The 20,463-nt window shown below is 64.0% G+C and carries 16 protein-coding genes; 13 read left to right on the top strand and 3 right to left on the bottom strand.

Going from position 1 to position 20,463, the window contains the following annotated elements:
* Positions 1–5: 5 nt before the first annotated feature.
* The 3 genes from JYP50_RS12575 to JYP50_RS12565 all read left to right on the top strand — a co-directional run bounded on the left by JYP50_RS12575 (position 6) and on the right by JYP50_RS12565 (position 4,187).
* Entirely contained in the window at positions 6–830 is an 825-nt protein-coding gene (locus tag JYP50_RS12575) for a hypothetical protein (RefSeq protein WP_206560882.1), read from the top strand.
* An 83-nt stretch (positions 831–913) separates the two neighbouring features.
* Positions 914–3,175 (top strand): heparinase II/III domain-containing protein, encoded by a 2,262-nt coding sequence (locus JYP50_RS12570; RefSeq protein ID WP_206560881.1) that lies wholly within the window; start codon positions 914–916, stop codon positions 3,173–3,175.
* Between the two features lie 22 nt (positions 3,176–3,197).
* The gene (locus JYP50_RS12565) at positions 3,198–4,187 is read left to right on the top strand and encodes a polysaccharide deacetylase family protein (RefSeq protein WP_206560880.1); all 990 of its coding nucleotides are present in this window, start codon (positions 3,198–3,200) and stop codon (positions 4,185–4,187) included.
* 12 nt (positions 4,188–4,199) lie between these two features.
* Here the strand turns inward: JYP50_RS12565 and JYP50_RS12560 are convergent, their stop codons facing one another.
* Positions 4,200–4,877, bottom strand: a complete 678-nt coding sequence (locus JYP50_RS12560) for a tetratricopeptide repeat protein (RefSeq protein ID WP_206560879.1) — start codon at positions 4,875–4,877, stop codon at positions 4,200–4,202.
* A gap of 156 nt (positions 4,878–5,033) precedes the next feature.
* Here JYP50_RS12560 and JYP50_RS12555 point away from each other — a divergent pair, with 156 nt between their 5' ends.
* The 5 genes from JYP50_RS12555 to JYP50_RS12535 are packed head-to-tail and all read left to right on the top strand — an operon-like array spanning position 5,034 to position 10,294.
* Entirely contained in the window at positions 5,034–6,104 is a 1,071-nt protein-coding gene (locus JYP50_RS12555; RefSeq protein WP_206560878.1) for a polysaccharide deacetylase family protein, read from the top strand.
* Between the two features lie 5 nt (positions 6,105–6,109).
* Positions 6,110–7,210: a sugar-transfer associated ATP-grasp domain-containing protein gene (locus JYP50_RS12550; protein ID WP_206560877.1), complete on the top strand. Its 1,101-nt coding sequence runs from the start codon at positions 6,110–6,112 to the stop codon at positions 7,208–7,210.
* Positions 7,207–8,406, top strand: a complete 1,200-nt coding sequence (locus tag JYP50_RS12545) for a hypothetical protein (protein WP_206560876.1) — start codon at positions 7,207–7,209, stop codon at positions 8,404–8,406. Before JYP50_RS12550 ends, JYP50_RS12545 begins: the two co-directional genes overlap by 4 nt.
* Complete coding sequence (locus tag JYP50_RS12540; protein WP_206560875.1) at positions 8,403–9,548, top strand: hypothetical protein; 1,146 nt, start codon at positions 8,403–8,405, stop codon at positions 9,546–9,548. Before JYP50_RS12545 ends, JYP50_RS12540 begins: the two co-directional genes overlap by 4 nt.
* Positions 9,549–9,559: 11 nt before the next feature.
* Complete coding sequence (locus JYP50_RS12535; RefSeq protein ID WP_206560874.1) at positions 9,560–10,294, top strand: GNAT family N-acetyltransferase; 735 nt, start codon at positions 9,560–9,562, stop codon at positions 10,292–10,294.
* A gap of 1 nt (position 10,295) precedes the next feature.
* Here the strand turns inward: JYP50_RS12535 and JYP50_RS21845 are convergent, their stop codons facing one another.
* Positions 10,296–12,125, bottom strand: a complete 1,830-nt coding sequence (locus JYP50_RS21845; protein WP_206560873.1) for an asparagine synthase-related protein — start codon at positions 12,123–12,125, stop codon at positions 10,296–10,298.
* A gap of 141 nt (positions 12,126–12,266) precedes the next feature.
* On the opposite strand from JYP50_RS21845, the gene JYP50_RS12525 reads away from it, so the two are divergent.
* From JYP50_RS12525 to JYP50_RS12515, 3 genes are read left to right on the top strand one after another with little or no spacing between them, the layout of a single operon-like run.
* Entirely contained in the window at positions 12,267–12,515 is a 249-nt protein-coding gene (locus JYP50_RS12525) for an acyl carrier protein (RefSeq protein WP_206560872.1), read from the top strand.
* A gap of 24 nt (positions 12,516–12,539) precedes the next feature.
* Positions 12,540–14,291, top strand: a complete 1,752-nt coding sequence (locus JYP50_RS12520; protein ID WP_206560871.1) for a hydrolase 1, exosortase A system-associated — start codon at positions 12,540–12,542, stop codon at positions 14,289–14,291.
* Positions 14,288–15,559 carry a glycosyltransferase gene (locus tag JYP50_RS12515; protein ID WP_206560870.1) on the top strand — a complete coding sequence of 424 codons (1,272 nt, stop codon included), beginning with the start codon at positions 14,288–14,290 and terminating at the stop codon, positions 15,557–15,559. Before JYP50_RS12520 ends, JYP50_RS12515 begins: the two co-directional genes overlap by 4 nt.
* On the opposite strand, the gene JYP50_RS12510 is transcribed toward JYP50_RS12515, so the two are convergent.
* Complete coding sequence (locus JYP50_RS12510; protein ID WP_206560869.1) at positions 15,556–17,424, bottom strand: O-antigen ligase family protein; 1,869 nt, start codon at positions 17,422–17,424, stop codon at positions 15,556–15,558. The genes JYP50_RS12515 and JYP50_RS12510 overlap by 4 nt on opposite strands.
* 175 nt (positions 17,425–17,599) lie before the next feature.
* On the opposite strand from JYP50_RS12510, the gene JYP50_RS12505 reads away from it, so the two are divergent.
* Positions 17,600–19,192, top strand: coding sequence for an acyl-CoA ligase (AMP-forming), exosortase A system-associated (locus JYP50_RS12505; RefSeq protein ID WP_206560868.1), 1,593 nt, complete (start codon positions 17,600–17,602; stop codon positions 19,190–19,192).
* Entirely contained in the window at positions 19,189–20,427 is a 1,239-nt protein-coding gene (locus JYP50_RS12500) for a pyridoxal-dependent decarboxylase, exosortase A system-associated (RefSeq protein ID WP_206560867.1), read from the top strand. Before JYP50_RS12505 ends, JYP50_RS12500 begins: the two co-directional genes overlap by 4 nt.
* Positions 20,428–20,463: the final 36 nt, after the last annotated feature.

Genomic DNA, 20,463 nt, shown 5'->3' with positions numbered 1-20,463 from the left:
CGGCGATGCCTCAGCTGTTCATTCATATCGGGTTGCATAAAACGGGAACGACCTTCCTGCAACGGGAGGTATTTCCCCTGTGGAAGGGGGTCAATTATCTTGCCCAGGACAAGCTGGAGTACCTCACCCGCATGCGGGAGGGTGAGCGTTACCTGCTGTCGCGGGAGGGTTTGTCCGGCGTCAACTGGGCCCGTTCGGCCGACCGAATACGCAGTATCGAAAACCTGGGACGGCTTTTCCCCCAGGCCCGCGTGATTATCAGTTTCCGGCAGCACGCCGGGTATATCGCCTCCTCCTACAACCAGTACCTCCAGCGCGGCGGAAGCCTGTCTTTTCCCGAGTATTTCGAGCCCGTAGGGGGTGGCGGGCTGTTGAAAATCGAAGACTTTATGTACCGGCCCAAGTTGGAGGCGGTGCGCAGGGCCTTTGTTCACGAACCACTTGTGCTGTTGCACAGCGATATCGTTAGCGATCTCCCCCTTGTACTGTCCCTGCTTGAGTCTTACGTCGGTGGGCGGGCGCCGTCCGTCGACGCGATCCGCAATCGCCGGCACAACCAGAGTGTGTCCTACTATCCGGCGAAAGCGCTGCGCTATCTCAATGCCCGCAGCCAGTCCGCATTGAATGCCGAGGGGCGTTGGCCCCTGTATCATTGGCGCCTGCAGAGGCTCGGCCTGGATCCACGAAGCATTTGCCAGGCGTTGAGTCGGCGCCTTTTCACCCGGCCGCTGCTTGTCGCCAGCGACCTCGACGGCGTGGACGATCTGTTCGCGGAGGATTGGGCCTACATCCGTGATCAGGCGGAGACCTGGCGTTCAGCGGTGTCATGATACCCTGGGCACTGAAACAGGGAGTGGCTAGGTGGCTGCGACGGTGGCCGTTTCGGCAGCGTGACTTCACGCCGTGCTATGACGTGGACTTGCAATCGCTCGGCGGTGATTGCGGAAAGCACGAATCTGGCAAGGAACCGTCACAGCGGGTCGCGAGCAGCGCTCATGAGTCGCTGCCACTTGCCCGTTGTTTCCACAGTGTGACCGGCATGCGAGGCTGGTTGGAGCAGGCGAAAGTCCGCCATCCCGGGTGGCTGCAACGCGCCGCAAACCAGGCCAGGGCGGACCTGGAAGAGAGTCTCGCGCTCTACGGAATTGATGGGCCCGCACTGGAGGCGGGGTATCCCTGGGGCGGGGCCGTTAGCGGCGATATCCTGTTTCGTCTGCGTCCTCATCGTTTTTTTTTCCTGCCCTGTCATGCACTGGGCTCGCATCACGACCCTTCCCTGTTGCCGCGTATCGAGGCGGTGATCGATGATTGGTGCCGGGCCGCCGGGGGGGCGGCGAACAGCGTCGCGTTCGCGTCGGGGCTGTTGGTGTTGCAGCGACTGCTCGCCTGTCACTGGGCCTGGTTGTTCATCGCCGCGCACCCCGATGACCCCGTTGCACGTCGGATCGACGTCAAGCTGATGGCCGTAATGCGTGAGGATGTTCGCTTCCTGCAACGGCATCCGGAGTCATCGGCAAGCAATAATCACCTGTTGGCGGACCGCTTTGCCGATTGGTATTGCGGCGCCGCGTTCGGGCCCTGGCTGGAGGATTCCCCGTCGCGCGAGCAGCTGGAGGCGCGCTGGCTCGATGAGCTTCGCCGCCAGGTCGATGAGTCGGGGTGGACTTTCGAGGCCTCCCACCACTATCACGAATTTGCCCTCGACATGGCATTGATCTACCTGCGGATAAAGCAGGTTCGCGATGAGCCGCTCGCGGCGGATTTCCTGGCTCTTTTGCGGGCGATGCTGCGGGTTCAGGTGGATACCGCCGGACCATCGCTGGTGGACTGTTGCATTGGGGACGCCATCGAGGACAACCTACTGCCACTGGGTATCCACCGCGGCGCCGGCGCCGGGTTTTACCGCGAGGCGTATCGCCGCCTGTTCGAGCCGGCCTTGCAGCCAGCCCCCGTCGACGTCGCGTCTGTCGAGGTATGTTTCTGGTTGCTGGAAGGGCTGGCGGAACCCCCCTCGTCTCTCCCGGCCGATCTCCCGGCCGATCTCCCGGCCGACCAGTCCGGCGAGGCTTTGCCGCCCACCGAAGGCGGGCTCGTACAGTTCCCGGCCAGCGGTATTCATGTCTTTGCCGATGCACACAGCGCTGCAAGGACGGTGTTTCGCAGCGGGCCCGCGAAGGGCGCGGCCGTGCATGGCGGCCACATGCACAGTGACTGGCTGTCGGTCATGGTGTCGATCGATTCGAGGGCGCTGCTGGTCGACCCCGGCACCTACAGCTACCGCTCGCGTGAAACGGGCGCCGGCGACAAGCAGTCCTGGCGGGACTATTTTCGCGGTCGCGGCGCGCACAACGCCCTGACTCTCCGGGGAAGTGTGTTCCCGCCCCTCCTGCAGGGGGACTTCGGGCCGGCTGCTTACGTAGAGCGAATAACAACCACCAGGGCCATTGCCGCCGACAAACTCCGCCTGGTGGAGGCCGGGTTTGACGGGGACGGCGGATACAAGGGCTATCGGCGCGGCGTGCTGCACCTGTCGGGTGAGTACTTTCTGGTCTACGACCTGCTGCCGGACAGGCATGAGGGCGGGACGGTAAGCTATCAGTTCGCCGAGGGTTGGCAGCTGAATCGGCGAGAGGGCGGATTTCAGGTAGTGTCCGATCAGGGAGATACCGGCGGGTCGCTCGTCTCGACACTGGCTACCGGGGCCACGAGCGAGGCAGCCAGTGTACTGCTGGGCAGTGACTGTCCCCGGGGCGGATGGGTTTCCACGGAGTATGGAAGGAAAGTGCCGGCGCCGCAGCTGGGCCTGGCGGTCCCGGCACACACCGACTGCGCGGCTACATTGATTGCCCCGGGTCGCGAGCTGTGTGGCATATTACACATGAGCCGCGAGCCCGATCATGTGGCGCTGTTGCTGGAAGCGGATAATTTTAGCGATCACTTTTTTATCGCTTCGGAGGCCGGTCGTTCCGGGATTCGGGGAGCACAGATATCTGGCCGCTTCGGCGCGGTATGGCTGCGGCGTTGGAAGAGCGGGGCGATTTCGCTGCGGGGAGCGCAGGTCAGCGACCTGGACGTGCCGGATATCGTCAGTGTTTCATTCGCGCGCTGCGAGCCGGAGCTGTCCGTTGAGCAGGCTCCCGGTGAGGAGCCGCGGCTGACTACTTCGCGCGGCTAGTGGGCGGGCGGTGGTGGATTGTATGAACACGAAGCAGGACACTGTAATGGCCACTTTCAGCCAGCGTTTCATCAGCGCGGTATTGCCCAGGGTTCTGGGCACGGATTCGCCGCGTCGATTGTCGATACTGCTCTATCACCGGGTGCTGGCAGAGAGGGATCCCTTCCTTTCCCAGGCGCCAACCATCGCCGAGTTCGATTGGCAAATGCGCTTGCTGGCCAGTCATTTCGCACCGCTGCCCCTGTCCGAGGCGCTCGAACGAGTCGAGGCCGGGACGCTGCCCCGGCGTGCCGTCGCGGTTACCTTCGATGACGGTTATGCCGACAATCTGCTCAATGCCCTGCCGGTACTGAATAAATACGGTGTCCCGGCCACGGTCTTTGTCTCCACACGGTTTATCGATGGCGGTCTGATGTGGAACGACGCGGTAAGGGAAAGCCTGCGCGGGATGCCCCCCGGGCGACTGGAGCTCGCCGACTTGGGCCTGGGGGACTACAGCGTCGACGACATCGACTCGCGCAGGGCGGCAATCAGGGAAATCACCCGGGAGATCAAGTACCGCACCCCGGCCCAGCGCCAGGCCGTTGTCGACGCGCTTGCCGCCAGGGCCTCCGAGCTGCCCAGCGACCTGATGTTGAGCCGCGCGCAGCTACAGGCGCTCGCCGCCGCGGGGGTTGAAATCGGCGGCCACACGGTCAACCACCCGATACTTGCGACGCTGGAGGCGGATGAGGCTGAGTGGGAAATAGCGCAGGGGCGCAGGGATCTCGAGGCCTTGCTCGGGAGTCCGCCCGGGCTGTTCGCCTATCCCAATGGCAAGCGCGGGGAGGATTTTCTCGATATCCACGCCGACCTGGTCAGGCGCGCCGGCTACAGCGCCGCGGTAACGACGGATTGGGGAGTGAGTACCGCCGCCAGCGATCGCTACCTGCTGCCCCGGTTCACCCCCTGGGACGCGACTGCGCAGCGGTTCCTGCTGCGCATGCTGTTGAACGAGCGGCACATGCGATAGCCGCGGCCGGGCCTACCAGGCGCCTTTTTGCTGTAGCTGATTCTTGAGTCCCGGCAGGGGAAAGCCGTTGGCGTACAGTTTGGTGGCGTAGCTTTTTGCGCGCTCCAACTGCCCCAGGTCAACGAGCAGCAGCGACATGTTGTACATTACCTGCGGATTCTCCGGGGCCAGTTCGTGGGCGGTTTCATAGGCCTCGAGCGCCTTGTCGCGGTGACCGGTCTTGTGCAGGTAGATGGCGTACAGCAACGTGGCGGTGGCGTCTTTGGGGCTGTAGTTCAGCGCGCGCTGGAAATAGCATTCCACCGGGGAGTAGGGCGGTTCGCTGCGCTGCTTCCTGTGGAATTCCAGGCCGTATCGCGAGATTGAGTTGAGCGCCCGGTGGTGGTTGGGCCAGGCGCGCAGGGTATAGTCGAGGTCGCCCTGGATTTTCCCGGTGGAGCCCCCCTGCAACAGCTCGACCTTTTGGGTGAAGTGGCTGCGTTCAACCAGCATGAGCTCATGGCTATAGGAGAAGCGCTGGGTGTAGTCATAGGGGCCGTAGCCCTGGGGTTGGCCGGTGCACGGCCCGCCCGCAAGCGTCTCGCCCACCCAGGGGGCCCCCTGGGCGAGGGCGCCGGCGGCGGACAGCAAGCCGGCGACGAGGGCCGCAAGCCGCGGCAGGTTCCTGATTGCTGTGGAGCGATTGTTCATCGGGTCATGGCCATACCGACCTCTAACATCGATACAGCTTAGCAGAATGTGATCCCGGCGACAGAATCCGGGTGCTGAAACTGTGATTTATCGCAAACCGCCGGCTTTGCACCCATAATGGGGGCATTGACCTGGATCGATCCCGGAGAAGATCCGTTGAGCTTGAAACACAACCTGCTTGCTTGCGCCAGACTGCTGGGGCTGTTCCGGATGGCGCGTTGGCTGACCCGGGGTCGCCCGCGCATTCTCGCCTATCACGGTATTTGGCTGGGCGACGGACATTTCGGCAACCACCTGTTCATGTCGCCGCAGCGCTTTTGCCGGCGGCTGGAGCTGCTGGCTCAATGGGGCTACCCGGTCGTTTCCCTGGAAGACGCCGTTTCGGCGTCGACCCCGATTCCTCCCGCCGCGACGGTCATCACGATTGACGATGGGTGGGTGGGCACGTATCGGCATATGGTGCCGGCGCTGGCGCGGCACGGTTATCCCGCCACGGTATATCTCGCCACCTACTACAGCCAGAAGCAACGGCCGGTTGTGGACGTGGCGTTGCAGTACCTGTTTTCCGGTGAGTGTGATCTGCCCCCGCATATCGACATACCCGGCGCCACCGCCGGTTCGGTGCCACTGGGCACGCCACAACAGCGCGCGGAGGCACAGAGCCGGGTGGAGGCCTTGATGGCGGCGCTGCCGGACGATGACCAGCGCCAGGCCCTGCTTGAGAGCCTGGTGCGGGAAGCCGGGCTCGATTGGTCGCGGGTATGGAAGGACAGGTGGTTTCACCTGATGTCCGCCGAGGAGGTGGCCGACGCCGCCAGTCGTGGTATCTGTTTTGAATTGCATACACATCGACACCGGGTGGTGAGCGCGGGTCACAGCTGCCTGTCGCGGGAAATCGCCGACAACCGGGCCGTCATTGTCGCGGAAACAGGCAGGGAGCCGAGGCATTTCTGCTACCCCAGCGGCATCTATGACCGGTCGATGTGGTCCGAGCTGGAGTCGGCCGGAGTCGCCTCGGCGACGACCACCGCGATGGGCTTGTATCGCCGTGGCGATAATCGTTACGAGATACCCCGGATTATGGATGGCGAAGCGGTCAGCGAGCTTGAATTCGAGGCCGAAATGTCCGGCGTGCTCGAATTGCTGCGCCTGCTGCGTCGGTCTTTGCCGATCGGGGCCGGGGTTTCTGGCAGTGGCGTGGAGGCGGAGCGCGCATCGTCGCCTTGAAGTCAATGTCGATAGTCAACGCCTTCAAAAACGTCGGTCGAATGCTGGCCACCGAAGCGCGAGAGACGCGGCGGCCTGTCGCGGCGTTGTGGCTTGAAGTGGCGGAATTCTGCCTGCGGACCAGGCTCGGCCCCCGGTATTTCGTGGTGGCCGGCATGGCGCGGCCGGATTTTCCCCGGCACGAGCGCTGGCATCACATTTCCGACGCGCAGTTTCATCGTGCCGTGGACATACTCAACCCGCCCGCATACCGCAAACTGACCCAGAGCAAGCTGGCGGAGAAGGGGCTTTACGAACTGCTCGAAATTCCCTCGCCGAGGATGCTGGCGCACTACCACCCCGAGACCGGCTACGCCCGGGAGTTCGGCGCCCTGTGCAGCCCGGAGGCATTGGATGCGTGGTTGCTTACGCAGGTGGGGCGCCGCCTGTGTGTGAAACCCCTGGAGGGCTGGGGTGGCAGGGGGGTGCTGGCGGGGGACGTCGAACTCGATCGCAATGGTGCCGCGATGGTGGGAATCCTGCATTCCAGCGAGCGAATCGCGGCGCGGGAACTGGTGGACAGATACGCCGGAAACGGGGGGATGTCCAATTTCCTGGTGGAGGCGTATTTGCGGCAGTCGGTGGAGTTTTCGCGATTCAACAGCAGTAGTCTCAATAGCATCCGCATTTGGGTTATCCAGCAGCGCGGGGAGGTGCGCGTACTCGGCGCCTACCTGCGCGTTGGGAGAGCCGGGGCCCTGGTCGACAATGGTTCCGCCGGCGGGATAATGTTTCCCATTGACTGCCGCGATGGAACCCTGCTGCCGGGACTGTTGAAATCCACCCCTCACCGGGGGGACATTATCACCCACCTCGACAGCGGCGAGACCATCGCCGGGGGCCGGCTGCCCGACTGGGACCTGATCGGGGACTTCGCTTGCGAGGCCCTGCGCAAGCTCCCGCACACGCGCTTTGCGGGTCTGGACGTTGCGGTGTCGCACGGTGGCGAACCCATGCTGATAGAGTGCAACCCGGTGCCGGACAAGGACGGCGCCGCGCACGCCCGCATTCCCTCTATCGAGTTGAAACGAGCCGCCCGGCTGCAGCGGAAGGAAAGCGAACAATGACGACCGACGTACCTCGAACAGACCCGCCACGGCCTCTGAATATAGGCAACTGCGAGGAACGCGTCGAGGAAGCGTCGCGCCGTTATCGGGCTTCGGTCGACGGCGAGATAGTCGAAATTTCACTGCCACTCGAGCATCGCCTGTTGACGCCCGGAGATGCCTTCCTGGCGTTTGCCCTGCTGGATGCCATGGTGTCCCGCAGGGAGATCCACCTCGACGATACGCTGCCCGTCAACTCGGCCCTGCTCGATGGCCTCGGGGACCTGCAGCGGATGTACCATATCTGGAACCGGAAACTGCAAGCGGTTGTCATTCGGGCGCAGAGCCAGATTGACAACGCGGTCCGCGAGGGTTGCGCGTGCTTCTATTCGGCGGGAGTCGATAGTGCCTACAGCCTGGGATATTACCGCGACCAGGTCACCCATCTCGTTACCATGAACAGCTTCGAGGGCTGGCGCGATGAACAGCAGTGGTCGCGCTTTATCGATCGCCAGCGCTCCCTGGCCAGCAGTATCGGCGTCCAGTTGGTAACTATTAGCGGCAACTTTCGTTTGTTTGCGGAGAATCGTGGAATATCCCACCATTTCCAGCACGGGCTGGAGCTGGGGGGGATCGCCAGTGCCCTGGGCTTTCGCCGCACATTGATCCCTTCGTCTTTCGCCGCGGACTCACTGCATCCCTGGGGAAGTCATCCGCTGACCGATCCGCTCTGGGGCGGTGGGGGCCGGGAGGTCATCCACCACGGCTGCCAGGCTTTGCGAGTCGATAAAACGCGGTTTCTCGGCCAGCACCAGGATCTGTTGGATAATTTGCAGGTTTGCTGGGCGCGGACCGACAGCAATTGCGGCAACTGTTCCAAGTGTTTGCGGACGCGATTGGCGCTCGGGCTGTTGTCCCTGCACAGTGCGGCCCTTCCCGATCTGACGGACTACTCCGAGGCCCGCCGCCTGAAGGTGCCAAACCATTTCGCATTGCCTTTCGCGCGTGAGCTGGCGGATCTCGCGCGCGATATGGGGCAAGAGCGACTGGCGCGTACCCTGGCGGGGAAAATCCGGCTGTTCCGGCTCAAGAGTTTGAGCACCGACCTCGTCAATGTGGCGACCAACGACCGCCTTCGCGTGCTGTATCGACGGATTCGCCGCTGGGAGTGGGCGCAATACCGGGTCACGATGACGTCGGGAGAGAGTGCGAATTGACAGGTAATCGACTGCTGCGCGGGCTCTGTCTGGGGTGGCTGGCCCTCGCTGTTTTTTCCCTGCCCCGCGCGCTGGGCGCCGAACCGGCGAAGGGGGCCCGGTGGAGCTGGTTTGAAGTGCCCGACTCTGCAATGGACAGTGTCTTCGATCCCGGGGTCGACGAACAGTGGCGCGATCGGGACGGGCGCAAGCCGGGCAATAGCTGGGGGGCGATCCAGTATGCCTGGAGCGGGGGCGCGGTGTCGCGTGACAGGCTGTACGTCACGGGCGGAGGTCACGGCGACGGCGCCCACAACGGCGTACTGTCGGTGGATGGCTGCGGGCGCTGGCGCCGCGTGACCGAACCCTCGCCCGTCTGGGAGCCTGGAGCCTGTCCCGATGGCTACTGCCAGTCCCCCGCTGGCCGGTGCCGCTATAGCCGGTGCACCACCTTGCCGGATGGCGCGCCGGCCGCCATCCACAGTTACAACGGCCTCGCGGCGGACGACGCTTTCCTGTACCGCAGCGGCGGTTCGATCTGGTCGCATGGCAACCTGGGCGACGGCCCCGTGAACTGGAGGCTCGATCTGGCCAGCGGGGAATGGCAGCCGTTTCCGGAGTCGGGGCTCGAACGCATCATGACGAACCTTGTCCATGTGGATGGTTACCTCTACCAGGCATCGTCGCGTGGGTACGGGGTGTTCAATATCAAGCGCGACCAGTGGGTCGGCAAGATACAGCGCGGCGGCTTCAACGCTAGAAAGCGCATGGTTTACGATCCGGAGACGGACCGGTTTTTCGTATTCGGTGATGGCATGGCGGCCTGGCAATCCCGCAATCACTACGGCAAAACCTGGCAGGATATTGCCGACCCGCCCTCGATCGTCGACGAGCGCTATCTCGGCGTGGCCAGGTGGCGGCGTTCCATCTTTCTGTGGCACGCCGGGGCGGAGTTGATTCGCTACGATATCGATACGGGAAGCTGGCACGCCTTGCAGACCGACGGCGACCCGGGGGATGAGGCCGGTGTCGGTACTTTCGGGCGGCTGGCGGTGCTGGATGATCGCCTGGTTCTGGTCAACGGTGTGAACAGGAACATGCTGTGGTTGCTCGGGCCCGGGGAGCAGCCTCCGGCTTCCGCGTGCCAGGTGTCGTCGAGGTAATGAAGGTCGCTATGCGCAAGCAATCCCGCCCGGAGCATCGCAACGGAACCATTCCCGTCCCTGGCCGGCGCCATGGGGCGCTGTACCTGTTGACGCGCGCGCTACGGCGCTTGATTCCCGGCGTCTCCATTCGCTATTACTGGCTGGTGGTGCAAGCGGTTGCGGATTCGCCGAGGCTTCCGCGGAAGGCGTCGTCCAGGGGCCTTGGTGTCGAGGTTGTGCCCCAGTCCCAATACCAGGCCCAGTGGTTTCCGCGCTCGGAAAAAATAGTCGCTTCACGCTATGCCCAGGGCGCGGTGTGTTTTGTCGCCTTTGCCGGGGACGGACAGGCGGCCGGCTGTATATGGATCGTGCCCGGCCGCTACGATGAAGATGAAGTTCGCTGTCGCTTTGTACCCGCGCCCGAAGGCGAGTCGGCCTGGGATTTTGATGTCTTCATACACCCGAAGTATCGACTTGGCAGAACATTTCTGTATCTGTGGGACGCGGCGGATGACTGGATGCGCAATAGGGGAATCCACTGGAGCGCCAGCCGCATCGATGGATTCAACGCCGAGTCACTGAAGGCCCACCGGTCGATGGGGGCGCGGCGAGTGGGGCGCGCATACTTCCTGTGTATCGGCAATCGCTATCTGAGCACGGGCGACAATGGCTGGCAGCTGGCTTTCCTGCCGGGCTTTCCATGGATTCACTGTTCCCGCACACGCAGGCCGGAGGTCTTGGTGGATGCCGGGCGGGACGGGTAGGCTAGAAATCGACCCCATGGCTCTGCATCCACAGCTCCAGCACCGTTAGAATCCACACCAGTTCGCCATAGTAGGCCGCGTGACGACTGCGATGCAGTTCGATGGTGTTATCGATGAACTCGGGGCGAAACAGCGGCCGTCGTTTGAGCTGTAGCAGGGTGTCATAGGCCAGCTCGCGCAAGGGAGCGTATTCCTGCATCCACACCCCAAATGGCAGTCCGAACCCCTGTTTTTTCTTGCGCAGTGTCTCCTGGGGGAGCCAGTCGGCCAGCGCGTTCTTGTAGAATTGCCGCAGCTTTTGTCGCGGCAGCTTCCAGTCGTCGGGCAGTGTGCAGGAAAACTCCAGCAGGTCGTCATCCAGCATCGGAAAGCGCACGCCGATGCCTGCCAGGGCACAGGTGTGGCTGACCTTTCTCAGGTCGTTGTCGGCGAGCGTGATCTGCCAGTCGAGGTAGAGCATGCGGTCCAGCTCGGTCGCGTTCGCAGGCCGCCGATAGATCGCGCGCAGCAGTTCCAGTGGTTGGTTGGTGTCAATCCGTGACAGTACATCGCTGCCGAACAGCTCTCCGGGATCGTGCCGGTGCAGGAAGTTGTAGCTTTGCAGGCGGTCGGGGAGTGGTGTTGTGGCCTGGTCGACATAGCTGCGGGCTTTTCCCGCCAGGGGCGTGCTCGCGGGCAGCGCGCGCAATACCGGCTCGAGCAGCTGGTTTCTCAATACAGACGGAAGCTGGTGATATACCGAGAAGACTTTCTGGCGGGCGTAGCGCTCATTGCCCGCGAACAACTCGTCGCCGCCATCACCCGCGAGCAGGCAGTCGATGCCGTGATTGCGGGCGACGCGGGCGCAAAAATAGGCCGGCAGGGCGGAAGAGTTGCCAAAGGGCTCCTCGAAGCTGCCGGCAATCAGCGGCAGGGCCTCGACCACATCGTCGGGTGTTACATAGTATTCATGCAGGGTTACGCCAAAGTGGCGCGCGGTCGTGCGGGCATAGGCCATTTCATCGTAGCCTGGTGCGTCGAAGCCGATGGCGAAGGCGGGGGCCTTGCCGCCGGTGGCCTCGGCCAGGAAACCGGTGACCGTGGAGCTGTCGAGGCCGCCGCTCAGGAAGGACCCGGTGTTCATGTCGGCCGCCATGCAGCGCCGCACCCCGGCGCGAAGCCGCTCGCGCAGTTCCCCGCAGTTTCGCTGGTAGTCGCTCACTTTCCGCGGGCGGTTGAAATCCGGCTCCCAGTGACGCTGCCTGTGGATACCCGAGCCGTCAATGCGCACAACCTCGGCCGCCTGCAGTTTGCCGATACCACGGAAGATGCTGCCGGGGCCGGGCACCATGTGGAAGTAGCAATAGTTATACAGGCCCTGGATATCGGCGGTGGCCTCGAAGCCGTCATCGTCTAGCAGCAGCGTGGGCAGGCTCGACCATCGAACAACGCCGTCTTCACCGCAAGTGAAGTAGAGCGGGTGGGACGCGTATTTGTCCACCGCCAGGGTCACGCTATTGTTCGCCGGATCAACAACGCTCAGGCAGTAGTCGCCGCCAACACCCTCGAGGAAGCGGTCCCGGTCGCTTTGAAAGCGCGCGGCAAGCGCGTGGAGGGTATCCTCGATGGAGGTGGCGCAAGAGGCGGGTAGTCGCGGGTTGCCGCACAGGGCCAGGCCCAGGCCGCCGATGTCGCTTGCGCAGGAGCCGGTCGAGGCCAGCGCCAGCTTGCCAGCCTGCCGCTGGGTGAATGCGGGCGCGGCGTGACCAGAGAGCCGCGACAGGGGCAACTGGGCCGCGGTGCCCCCGGGCAGCAAGCAACCGGCGATCGCGGGAAACTGGAACTGGTTCACAGAAGCGCCCGACCCCGGTTGTGGAGCATTGTCCATTGCTTCCAGATCATTTATTTCTTTCATGGCGTGGTGCTATCATCCCGTGGTTTGACAGGGCCTTCGCCCCGGAAAGCGCCTGCTCGATATTACAGGAGATTGAGGATGGTTACACTTGAGGATATCAAACGCATCGTTGGCGACGTCCTGCAATTGGGGGATCGTACCGATGCCTTGACCGCCGAGAGTGGCCTGCTGGGCGAGGTACCGGAGTTTGATTCGATGGCGGTGGTTTCTGTGCTCACCGCCCTGGAAGAAGACCTGGGCATTACTATCGAAGACGACGAAGTCAGTGCGGATATATTCCAGTCTATTGGCCAGTTGCACGAATTTGTAGCGAGCAAGGCTAGCTGACACACGCGGTGCCCGGGGATCGCCATGCCTGTCACCACCTGTCAACTGGCGGGCCCTGCCGGCAAGCTGTTTTCCACACTCTACCTTCCCGGGCGCGATGATCTTCCCGCGCGCTGGGTGGTGCATGTGCCGGCGTTTTGCGAGGAAATGAACAAAAGCCGGCCCATGGTGGCGGCGGCGGCGCGGGGCATGGCGGCCAAGGGCTGGCATGTGCTGGTACCCGACTTGCACGGCACCGGCGACAGTGAGGGTGAGTTTTCCAAGGCCAGTTGGTCCACCTGGCGCGATGAAATCGTCTATCTCGTCAATACACTCCGCGCCGCCAATGCCGTCGAGGTCCGTCTTTGGGGGCTTCGGCTGGGTTGCCTGCTCGCCCTGGACGCAGCGGCGTTGCTCGGGCAGTCGGTGCAATCCCTGATTCTATGGCAGCCCGTCACCAGTGGGGCGCAGTATCTCAAGCAGTTTCTTCGCCTGCGGGTGGCCGCCCGGCGGATGCGCGGACTGGATGAGTCGGTGTCGCAATTGATGGCGAAGCTCGATGCCGGGGATTCGGTCCGGGTGGCCGGATATACCTTGCCGTCGCGCATGGCCCTGGAGCTTGCCGCGCTGGAAATGCCGGCGATGGCGCCTGGCGCCGGCCAGCAGGTACATTGGCTCTCGGTACGCAATACCGGGGGCGGGTGCACACCGGTCGAGCAAAAAGTCATCGCGGCCTGGCAAGCCGCGGGGGTGGGCGTCGAGGCGGAATCGCTGCCAGGCGAGAGCTTCTGGGCCACCACCGAAATCAGTATGGCGCCGGAACTGGTCCAGCGTACCGCGGAACTGTGTCCGCCGGCGACAGCGGCCAGTGCCGGCAACGGGCCGATCATCCCGGGAGGAGTTGCTTGCAGTGACGAGCAAGGCGTCGCGTTTCAATGCGACGGCGATACCCTGCTCGGCGTTATCCATCGGCCTCCGCGGGGGATTGAGCGCGGGGTTCTCATTGTCGTTGGCGGGCCGCAGTACCGTGTCGGAGCCCACCGGCAGTTTGTCAATCTTGCCCGGCACCTGGCCGCGGCGGGTATCCCCGCCATGCGTTTTGACTATCGGGGGATGGGGGACAGCGAGGGGAATTTCCGCGGGTTTCAGCACGTGTCGCGCGATATCGGTGCCGCCATGGACGAGTTTTTCGCCCGGTTGCCGCAGATGAAAAGCGTCGTCCTGTGGGGGCTCTGTGACGGTGCCACGGCGGCAGCCTGTTACGCCGTCGACGACCGCCGGGTTAGCGGCCTCGCGCTGGCCAACCCCTGGGTGCACTCGGAACAGGGCCAGGCCAGGGCCTTTATCAGGCATTACTACACCGCGCGTCTGTTCAACCGTGGCTTCTGGCGTCGTTTGCTGCGAGGGGAAGTGGGGGTTGTTCAATCGCTGAAATCGCTGCTGGCCAATTTCCTCAGGTCCCGGCGACCGGGGGGCGCGCAGCGGCAAACGCAGGCGCCGGAGACCTCCCCGCGCGGACAGGCGCTGGAGTCAGCCGGTATTTCCGATGACCTGGTTGGGGCGATGGAGGATGCATTGGTGCGTTTCCCGGGTAAATTACTGTTGTTACTGAGCGGCCGGGACCTCACTGCCGCTGAATTTGCCGATGCCCTCGGGCGCTCGCGGCGCTTGCGCAAGGTGATGGCCAGCGATCGGGCGCGGCGTTGTGATTTCGCCGAGGCCGACCATACCTTCGCGGCCTCCGCCAGCGAGAACAGTGCCAACGAAGCCACCGCGAACTGGGTGCGTGCGCTGTGAAGTCGGTGCTATTGATCGCTTTCCACTTTCCGCCGGTACAGGTCAGCAGTGGCTTGCAGCGTACCCTGGCGAATGCGGCCTATCTCCCCGAAAACGGCTGGCGGCCGCTGGTGTTGTCGGCCGCGCCCCGCGCGTATCCGCGGACCAGCGACAACCAGCTGAACGACATTCCCGAGGGCACCGTGGTCGAGCGCGCGTGGGCGATGGATACCGCCCGGCACCTCAAGGTTCGGGGGTGGTATCCCGGCTGGCTGGCCCTGCCCGACCGCTGGGTAGGCTGGGCTGTCGGGGGGCTGGTTTGCGGTTGGCGTTTGTTGCGGCGATACCGCCCGTCCATCATCTGGTCGACCTACCCGATCGCCACGGCCCATCTCATTGGTCTCGGGCTGCACAAGGTCAGCGGCCTGCCGTGGGTGGTGGACTTTCGGGACTCGATGACCGAGGACGACTACCCTCCGGAGCCGCGCAAGCGCCGTGTCTATCGCTGGATAGAGAAACGGGCCATGCGCCATTGCAGTCTTGCCGTATTCACCACGCCGAGCGCCGCGGCCATGTACCGGGAGCGTTACCCCGAGCTGCCGCAGGACCGCTTCCTGGTGATTCCCAACGGCTATGATCATCGTATTTTCGACGAGGTGGAGGGCGATGTGGCGGCAAGCCCGGAGCCCGAGCCGTCGCGCGGCAATTGCCTGCTACTGTTGCACAGCGGCGTGATCTATCCGCAGGAGCGCGATCCGGAGCCGTTCTTTACCGCACTGTCGATGTTGAAGCGGGAGGGTTTGATTGATGCCGGGTCGGTGCGCGTGCGCCTGCGCGCGCCTGGCCACCGCTCTGTCTTCGAGCCGATGCTGGGGCGACTGGATATCGAGGATATGGTGGAGCTGGCTCCAGCCCTGCCGTACCGGGAAGCCCTGGGTGAATTGCTGCGGGCCGACGGCCTGCTCGTGTTCCAGGCGGCCAATTGCAATCACCAGATCCCGGCCAAGATTTACGAGTATTTCCGCGCTCGAAAGCCTGTCCTGGCGCTGACCGACAGCGCTGGAGACACCGCGTCGGCCTTGAGGCAGGCCGGCATCGACAGTATTGTACCGCTGGATAATGCGCAGGCTATTGCCAGCGGGCTGGTGGAGTTTGTCGCCCGCTTGCGTGATCGGACCGCCGGTATCGCCGCGGAAGAGGCGGTTGCCCAATCCTCGCGAAAAGCCGGGGTTGCGAAGTTGGCGCGCGCCATGAATGCCCTGGTTGATACCCGCAGTCGCCCCGGTTAAACGGCAAGGCTTCGCTGTTGCGCTTGTCTTTCCCGGCTTCCCAGGCGCAACCCCGCGATGCCCGAGAACAGGAAGAAGTGGAACAGCCATGAGACTCTGGCGCTGATCAGGGGGCTCTCCACCAGGCCGTAAAGGCACAGCGCGCAAACCGCGCTCAGGTAGACCGGCGCCAGGGACCGCCTGGCATGCGGTTGAACGGAATTGCGCACCAGCATTGCGATCATGGCCAGCATCAGCGCCAGGCCCAGCCACCCGTACTCCAATATCCACTGCAGGTACATATTGCGCGTTTGTCCGGGATAGTTTTCCGGTGCGTCAAGGTAAAACCAGTGATCGAACCCGTCTGAAAACGAGCTGTTGCGCAGGCGATTGATGTCGTTGAGCGTGAGCGCGATAAAGTCGATTTCCACCGCGCCGCTGTCGGATATGTTGGCCACGGTTAGTTCCGCGGGCCAGAGACTGAGATTCGGCGTGCCGCCCACGTTCGACGAGTTCAGTTCCAGGTCCAGCGCGGTGAATTCCCCGGGATCTGCGGGCACCGTGAGGTTTGCGAAAGCGCACTGCGCCTGCCTGTCGACTTGCCCGGCGAGCCCGCGGTTACACAGGCGCAACGCGAGCGTGCCCCCGCTGGCGGAACGCGCGCTCAAAATCAGGTTGTAGGGGGTCTGTGGCTGAATGCGCAAGCGCTGGCCAATACGCAACGCGGGGTTGGCGGGCAATTGAATGACGCTGCGCGGAGAATTGTTGTGCACCAGGAAGTCGCTGGGGGAAAGGTGGCTCGAGGGAGCGGCATTCACGTAGTGCAGGGCGGCGCGTCCAGCTCCGGAGCCGGCCATCAATGGCCCGCTGTTGCTAAATGCCGCTTGCCAGCGCTCGTAGCGCTCGGCCATGGACAGCTCGCGCCCCTGGTCGAGCAGCAGTACTCCGAGGCTTATGGCGAGACATGCCGCGGCCAGGGACAGAAAGGCGGTACGCGGCGCCAGGGGCAGGCGCCATTGCCGGCGCAGTTGCGCGCGACCCTCCAGCAACAGGTACAGGGCGGCGGCGACCGTCGCGCCCACCATCACCAGGGCATCGCCCAAAACCAGCATCGCGCCGATGAGACTGGCGGTGCCAAGCCCCCCCAGCCAGCGCGTCGCGCCACGGCCATGGTATGCCCCGTGGAGCGTTGCGGAGACCAGCAGGGGGATGAGGGGCTGCATCGGGTCGATCGGCCTGGCGGCCTCCGCCATTGGGCCGACCCCCGACAGCAGGCTCAGCAACACGGCCATGCCGGCCAGCGACAGCCCGCGTACCAGCGCGTCGACGCTCGCTCCCTTGTTGGTGGCCAGCGCGTGCCCCCACATGGGGACCAGCAGCAGGGCCCAGAACATGCCCTTGGCAACGGCATAGCCGTAGTACTCCGTGAGCACCGGATTGCTGTACAGGGGCCCCGGCGGCGCGACAAAGGCGTGCCAGGCGGGAAAGCTCAACGACACAATGGCGAGCAAGCCCGCCAACAGGGCGATGACCGGCGTGGGGCGATAGACTTGCAAACGAAAGCGGTGATACATCAGCCCCGCGCTGACCGTCAGCAGGAACAGGAAGTCGAGTTCATTGAACAGCACGCGACCGGTCAGTGGTTCCAGGCCGAGAACGACGGTGCAAAGTGGCAGCAGGTAGATCCACAGCCGTGGCAAAAAGAGCAATAGCAGCAGGTAGCCCACCCCCAGCGGCAGCAGCCAGAACTCGAGTACCGGATAGCGGAAGAAGGGTGGCACGGTGAGCGACAGCAGGATCCAGCCGGCTAAAAAGCGCACCACGTTTTCCGGCTTCGGGGAAAATACGCCGTTGTTCTTCCAGCGCTCGCGGTTTGGCGTGGACATTGTTATTTTCCCCATATCCTTTTGGTGGATTCCTATGGGCTATGCTCTACGCGGAAGGGGATTATGTCACAATTCCCCGGCGGATCGTGCGATTTGGTTCACGTGAGCGGTGTCGCGGGCTGTACTCACCCGCATCCTCGTGCTAATTATTGTATTTTCGGTAGCAGCGAAGCAAATGGTAAACCAAGTCCACGAATTGATAGCGCGCCAGGCCGCTTTGCGGCCCGACAGTCCCGCGCTTTTCCACCGCGATGAACGGTGGAGCTATGCCCGCTTGTGGCAGGCCAGCGAGAAATTCGCCGCGGCCTTGCTGTGCGCTGGCGTGGGGCCGGGAGAGCGGGTGGCGACTTACCTGCCCAAGCAGCCCGAGCTCGTGGTGGCGTTGATGGGCGCGTCGGCCGCGGGGGCGGTGTTCGTGCCCGTGAACCCGCTGCTCAAGCCGCGCCAGGTGGGTTATATCCTCGGGGACTGCGACGTAACGGTTCTGGTGACTTCCGCGGCCCGCCTGAAACTGCTTGCCGATGTACTCGCCCAGTGCCCCTCCCTGACCCGGGTGGTCGTCGTGGATGAACAGCCGCCCGCGGAGTTGACGCTCGGTCTGGGCGTGCAGGCCTGGGGTGAATTCTGCGGCCAGGCCGCCAGCTGCGCCCCGCACCGGCGTATCGATGTCGATATGGCCGCCATACTCTATACCTCCGGCAGCACCGGCCAGCCCAAGGGGGTGGTGTTGTCGCATCGCAATATCGTTGCCGGAGCCGAGAGCGTCGCCAGCTATCTGGAAAACACCGAGGAAGATCGCGTATTGGCGATACTCCCCCTCAGTTTCGATGCCGGTTTCAGCCAGTTGACCACCATGTTTCATGTCGGTGGCAGCGCGGTGCTGATGGACTACCTGTTGCCGGCGGATGTCCTCCAGGCTTTGGAGCGTTACCAGGTCACCGGACTGGCCGGGGTTCCCCCGATCTGGAACCAGCTGGTTGGCCTGGAGTGGCCCCCGGCGGTCGTGGAAAACTTGCGCTACATCACCAATACCGGCGGCGCCATGCCCACAGCCACAACACGGGGCCTGGTGGATGCGCTGCCCGGTACCAAAGTCTTCCTGATGTACGGCTTGACCGAGGCCTTCCGTTCCACCTACCTGCCCCCCGAGCAGGTATCGGTGCGCCCGGATTCCATTGGCAAGGCCATTCCCAATGCCGAGATTCTGGTGATCAACGAGCGCGGCGAGGAGTGCGGCCCGGATGAGCCCGGCGAGCTGGTCCATCGCGGCGCGCTGGTGGCCATGGGGTATTGGAACGCGCCGGAGCGCACGGCGGAGCGTTTTCGCCCCCTGCCCAACCGCGGGGATGAGCTGACAATACCGGAATTGGCGGTCTGGTCGGGGGACCGGGTTCGCAAGGACGGCGAGGGCTACCTCTATTTCGTCAGCCGCGAAGACGAAATGATCAAGACCTCGGGTTACCGGGTGAGTCCGACCGAGGTGGAGGAAGTCATCTACGCTGCCGGCGGCGTGGCCCAGGTCGCCGCCTTCGGCGTGCCGCACCCGATGCTGGGGCAGGCCATCGTGGTGGTGGTCAGCCCCGCGCAGGGCGCTGACGAGGGGGAGCTTGATAGGCGGCTGGTTCAGTACTGCCGGCGCGAGCTGCCCAACTTCATGGTGCCCCAGGCGGTGCTCGTGAGTCGCGATATGCCGCTCAACCAGAATGGCAAACTCGACCGCAAGGCCCTGGCGAATCAACACACGGCGTATTTCCAGGAGGGGAAATGAGCGGCGAGGGCGAATCATTGAATGCATCCGCGGCACGCTTTGGCAGTGACGACAACCAGTTGCTGGTGGGCGGCCACACGCTCGGCGACCTCGCCGCGCGGGTGGGGCAGACGCCATTCTACGCCTATGATCGCCGCCTGATCACCCAGCGCGTGGCGGAGTTGCGTGACGCCATTCCCGCGTCCCTGCACTTGCACTACGCGATCAAGGCCAATCCTATGCCGGCGGTGGTGCAACTGCTGTCGGGCCTGACCGACGGCCTGGACGTGGCCTCGGCGGCGGAAATGCAGGTGGCCCTGGACACCGGCATCGCCCCGGAACTGATCAGTTTCGCCGGGCCGGGCAAGACCGATACCGAGCTGGCCGCGGCGGTCGCCGCCGGCGTTATCGTCAATATGGAATCCGAGGGCGAGATGCGGCGCCTGGCGGCGATCGGCGACAGGCAGGGGCGCCGTCCGGTGGTGTCGATCCGGGTCAATCCGGCCTTCGAGCTCAAGACCTCCGGCATGAAAATGGGGGGTGGCCCCAAGCCCTTCGGCGTCGACGAGGAGCGCGTGCCGCGGATGCTGGCCGAACTTGCCGCGCTCGACCTCGATTTTCGCGGCTTCCATATCTTCGGCGGTTCCCAGAATCTGCGGGTCGAGGCGATTGTGGAGTCCCAGCGCAGCACCCTGGAGTTGGCGACGCGCCTTGCCGCGCACAGCCCGGTGCCGATGCGCTGGTTGAATATCGGGGGCGGCCTCGGCATTCCCTATTTCCCCGGCGAGAAGCCCCTGGACCTGGCGCCCATTGCCGACAACCTGTCCGACCTGTGCGAGCGCGCCGCTCGGGAACTGCCGGAAGCCACCCTGGTCATGGAGCTGGGGCGCTACCTGGTGGCGGAGGCCGGCATCTACGTCAGCGAAGTGGTCGATCGCAAGGAGTCGCGGGGAGAGGTGTTCCTGGTCACCAATGGCGGCCTGCATCACCATCTCGCCGCTTCCGGCAATTTTGGCCAGGTGATCCGCAAGAACTACCCGGTCTGCCTGGGCAATCGCCTTGTGTCGCCGGACACCGAGCGCGTCACCGTGGTGGGCCCGCTGTGCACCCCCCTGGATATCCTCGCCGACAAGGTGACGCTGCCCCGGGCCGAATCGGGCGATCTGGTGGTGATCTTCCAGTCCGGTGCCTACGGTTACAGCGCCAGCCCCCACCTGTTCCTGAGTCACCCGGTCCCGGCGCAGGTGCTGGTTTGATCGTCGGACGGTATCGCAACCGAGGGTTGCCCGGGA

The organism is Parahaliea mediterranea, assembly GCF_017255185.1.
Lineage (GTDB): Bacteria > Pseudomonadota > Gammaproteobacteria > Pseudomonadales > Halieaceae > JAFKCZ01.
Note: the sequence above shows the minus strand (reverse complement) of the source record. Positions and strands in the feature narration are given on the sequence as shown.

Coding starts and splice junctions, on each gene's coding strand:
- JYP50_RS12500 (WP_206560867.1), top strand. CDS start 19,189: ATGAGCGGCGAGGGCGAATCATTGAATGCATCCGCGGCACGCTTTGGC.
- JYP50_RS12560 (WP_206560879.1), bottom strand. CDS start 4,877: ATGAACAATCGCTCCACAGCAATCAGGAACCTGCCGCGGCTTGCGGCC.
- JYP50_RS12565 (WP_206560880.1), top strand. CDS start 3,198: ATGAACACGAAGCAGGACACTGTAATGGCCACTTTCAGCCAGCGTTTC.
- JYP50_RS12545 (WP_206560876.1), top strand. CDS start 7,207: ATGACGACCGACGTACCTCGAACAGACCCGCCACGGCCTCTGAATATA.
- JYP50_RS12535 (WP_206560874.1), top strand. CDS start 9,560: ATGCGCAAGCAATCCCGCCCGGAGCATCGCAACGGAACCATTCCCGTC.
- JYP50_RS12510 (WP_206560869.1), bottom strand. CDS start 17,424: ATGTCCACGCCAAACCGCGAGCGCTGGAAGAACAACGGCGTATTTTCC.
- JYP50_RS12505 (WP_206560868.1), top strand. CDS start 17,600: ATGGTAAACCAAGTCCACGAATTGATAGCGCGCCAGGCCGCTTTGCGG.
- JYP50_RS12520 (WP_206560871.1), top strand. CDS start 12,540: ATGCCTGTCACCACCTGTCAACTGGCGGGCCCTGCCGGCAAGCTGTTT.
- JYP50_RS12550 (WP_206560877.1), top strand. CDS start 6,110: ATGTCGATAGTCAACGCCTTCAAAAACGTCGGTCGAATGCTGGCCACC.
- JYP50_RS12525 (WP_206560872.1), top strand. CDS start 12,267: ATGGTTACACTTGAGGATATCAAACGCATCGTTGGCGACGTCCTGCAA.
- JYP50_RS12575 (WP_206560882.1), top strand. CDS start 6: ATGCCTCAGCTGTTCATTCATATCGGGTTGCATAAAACGGGAACGACC.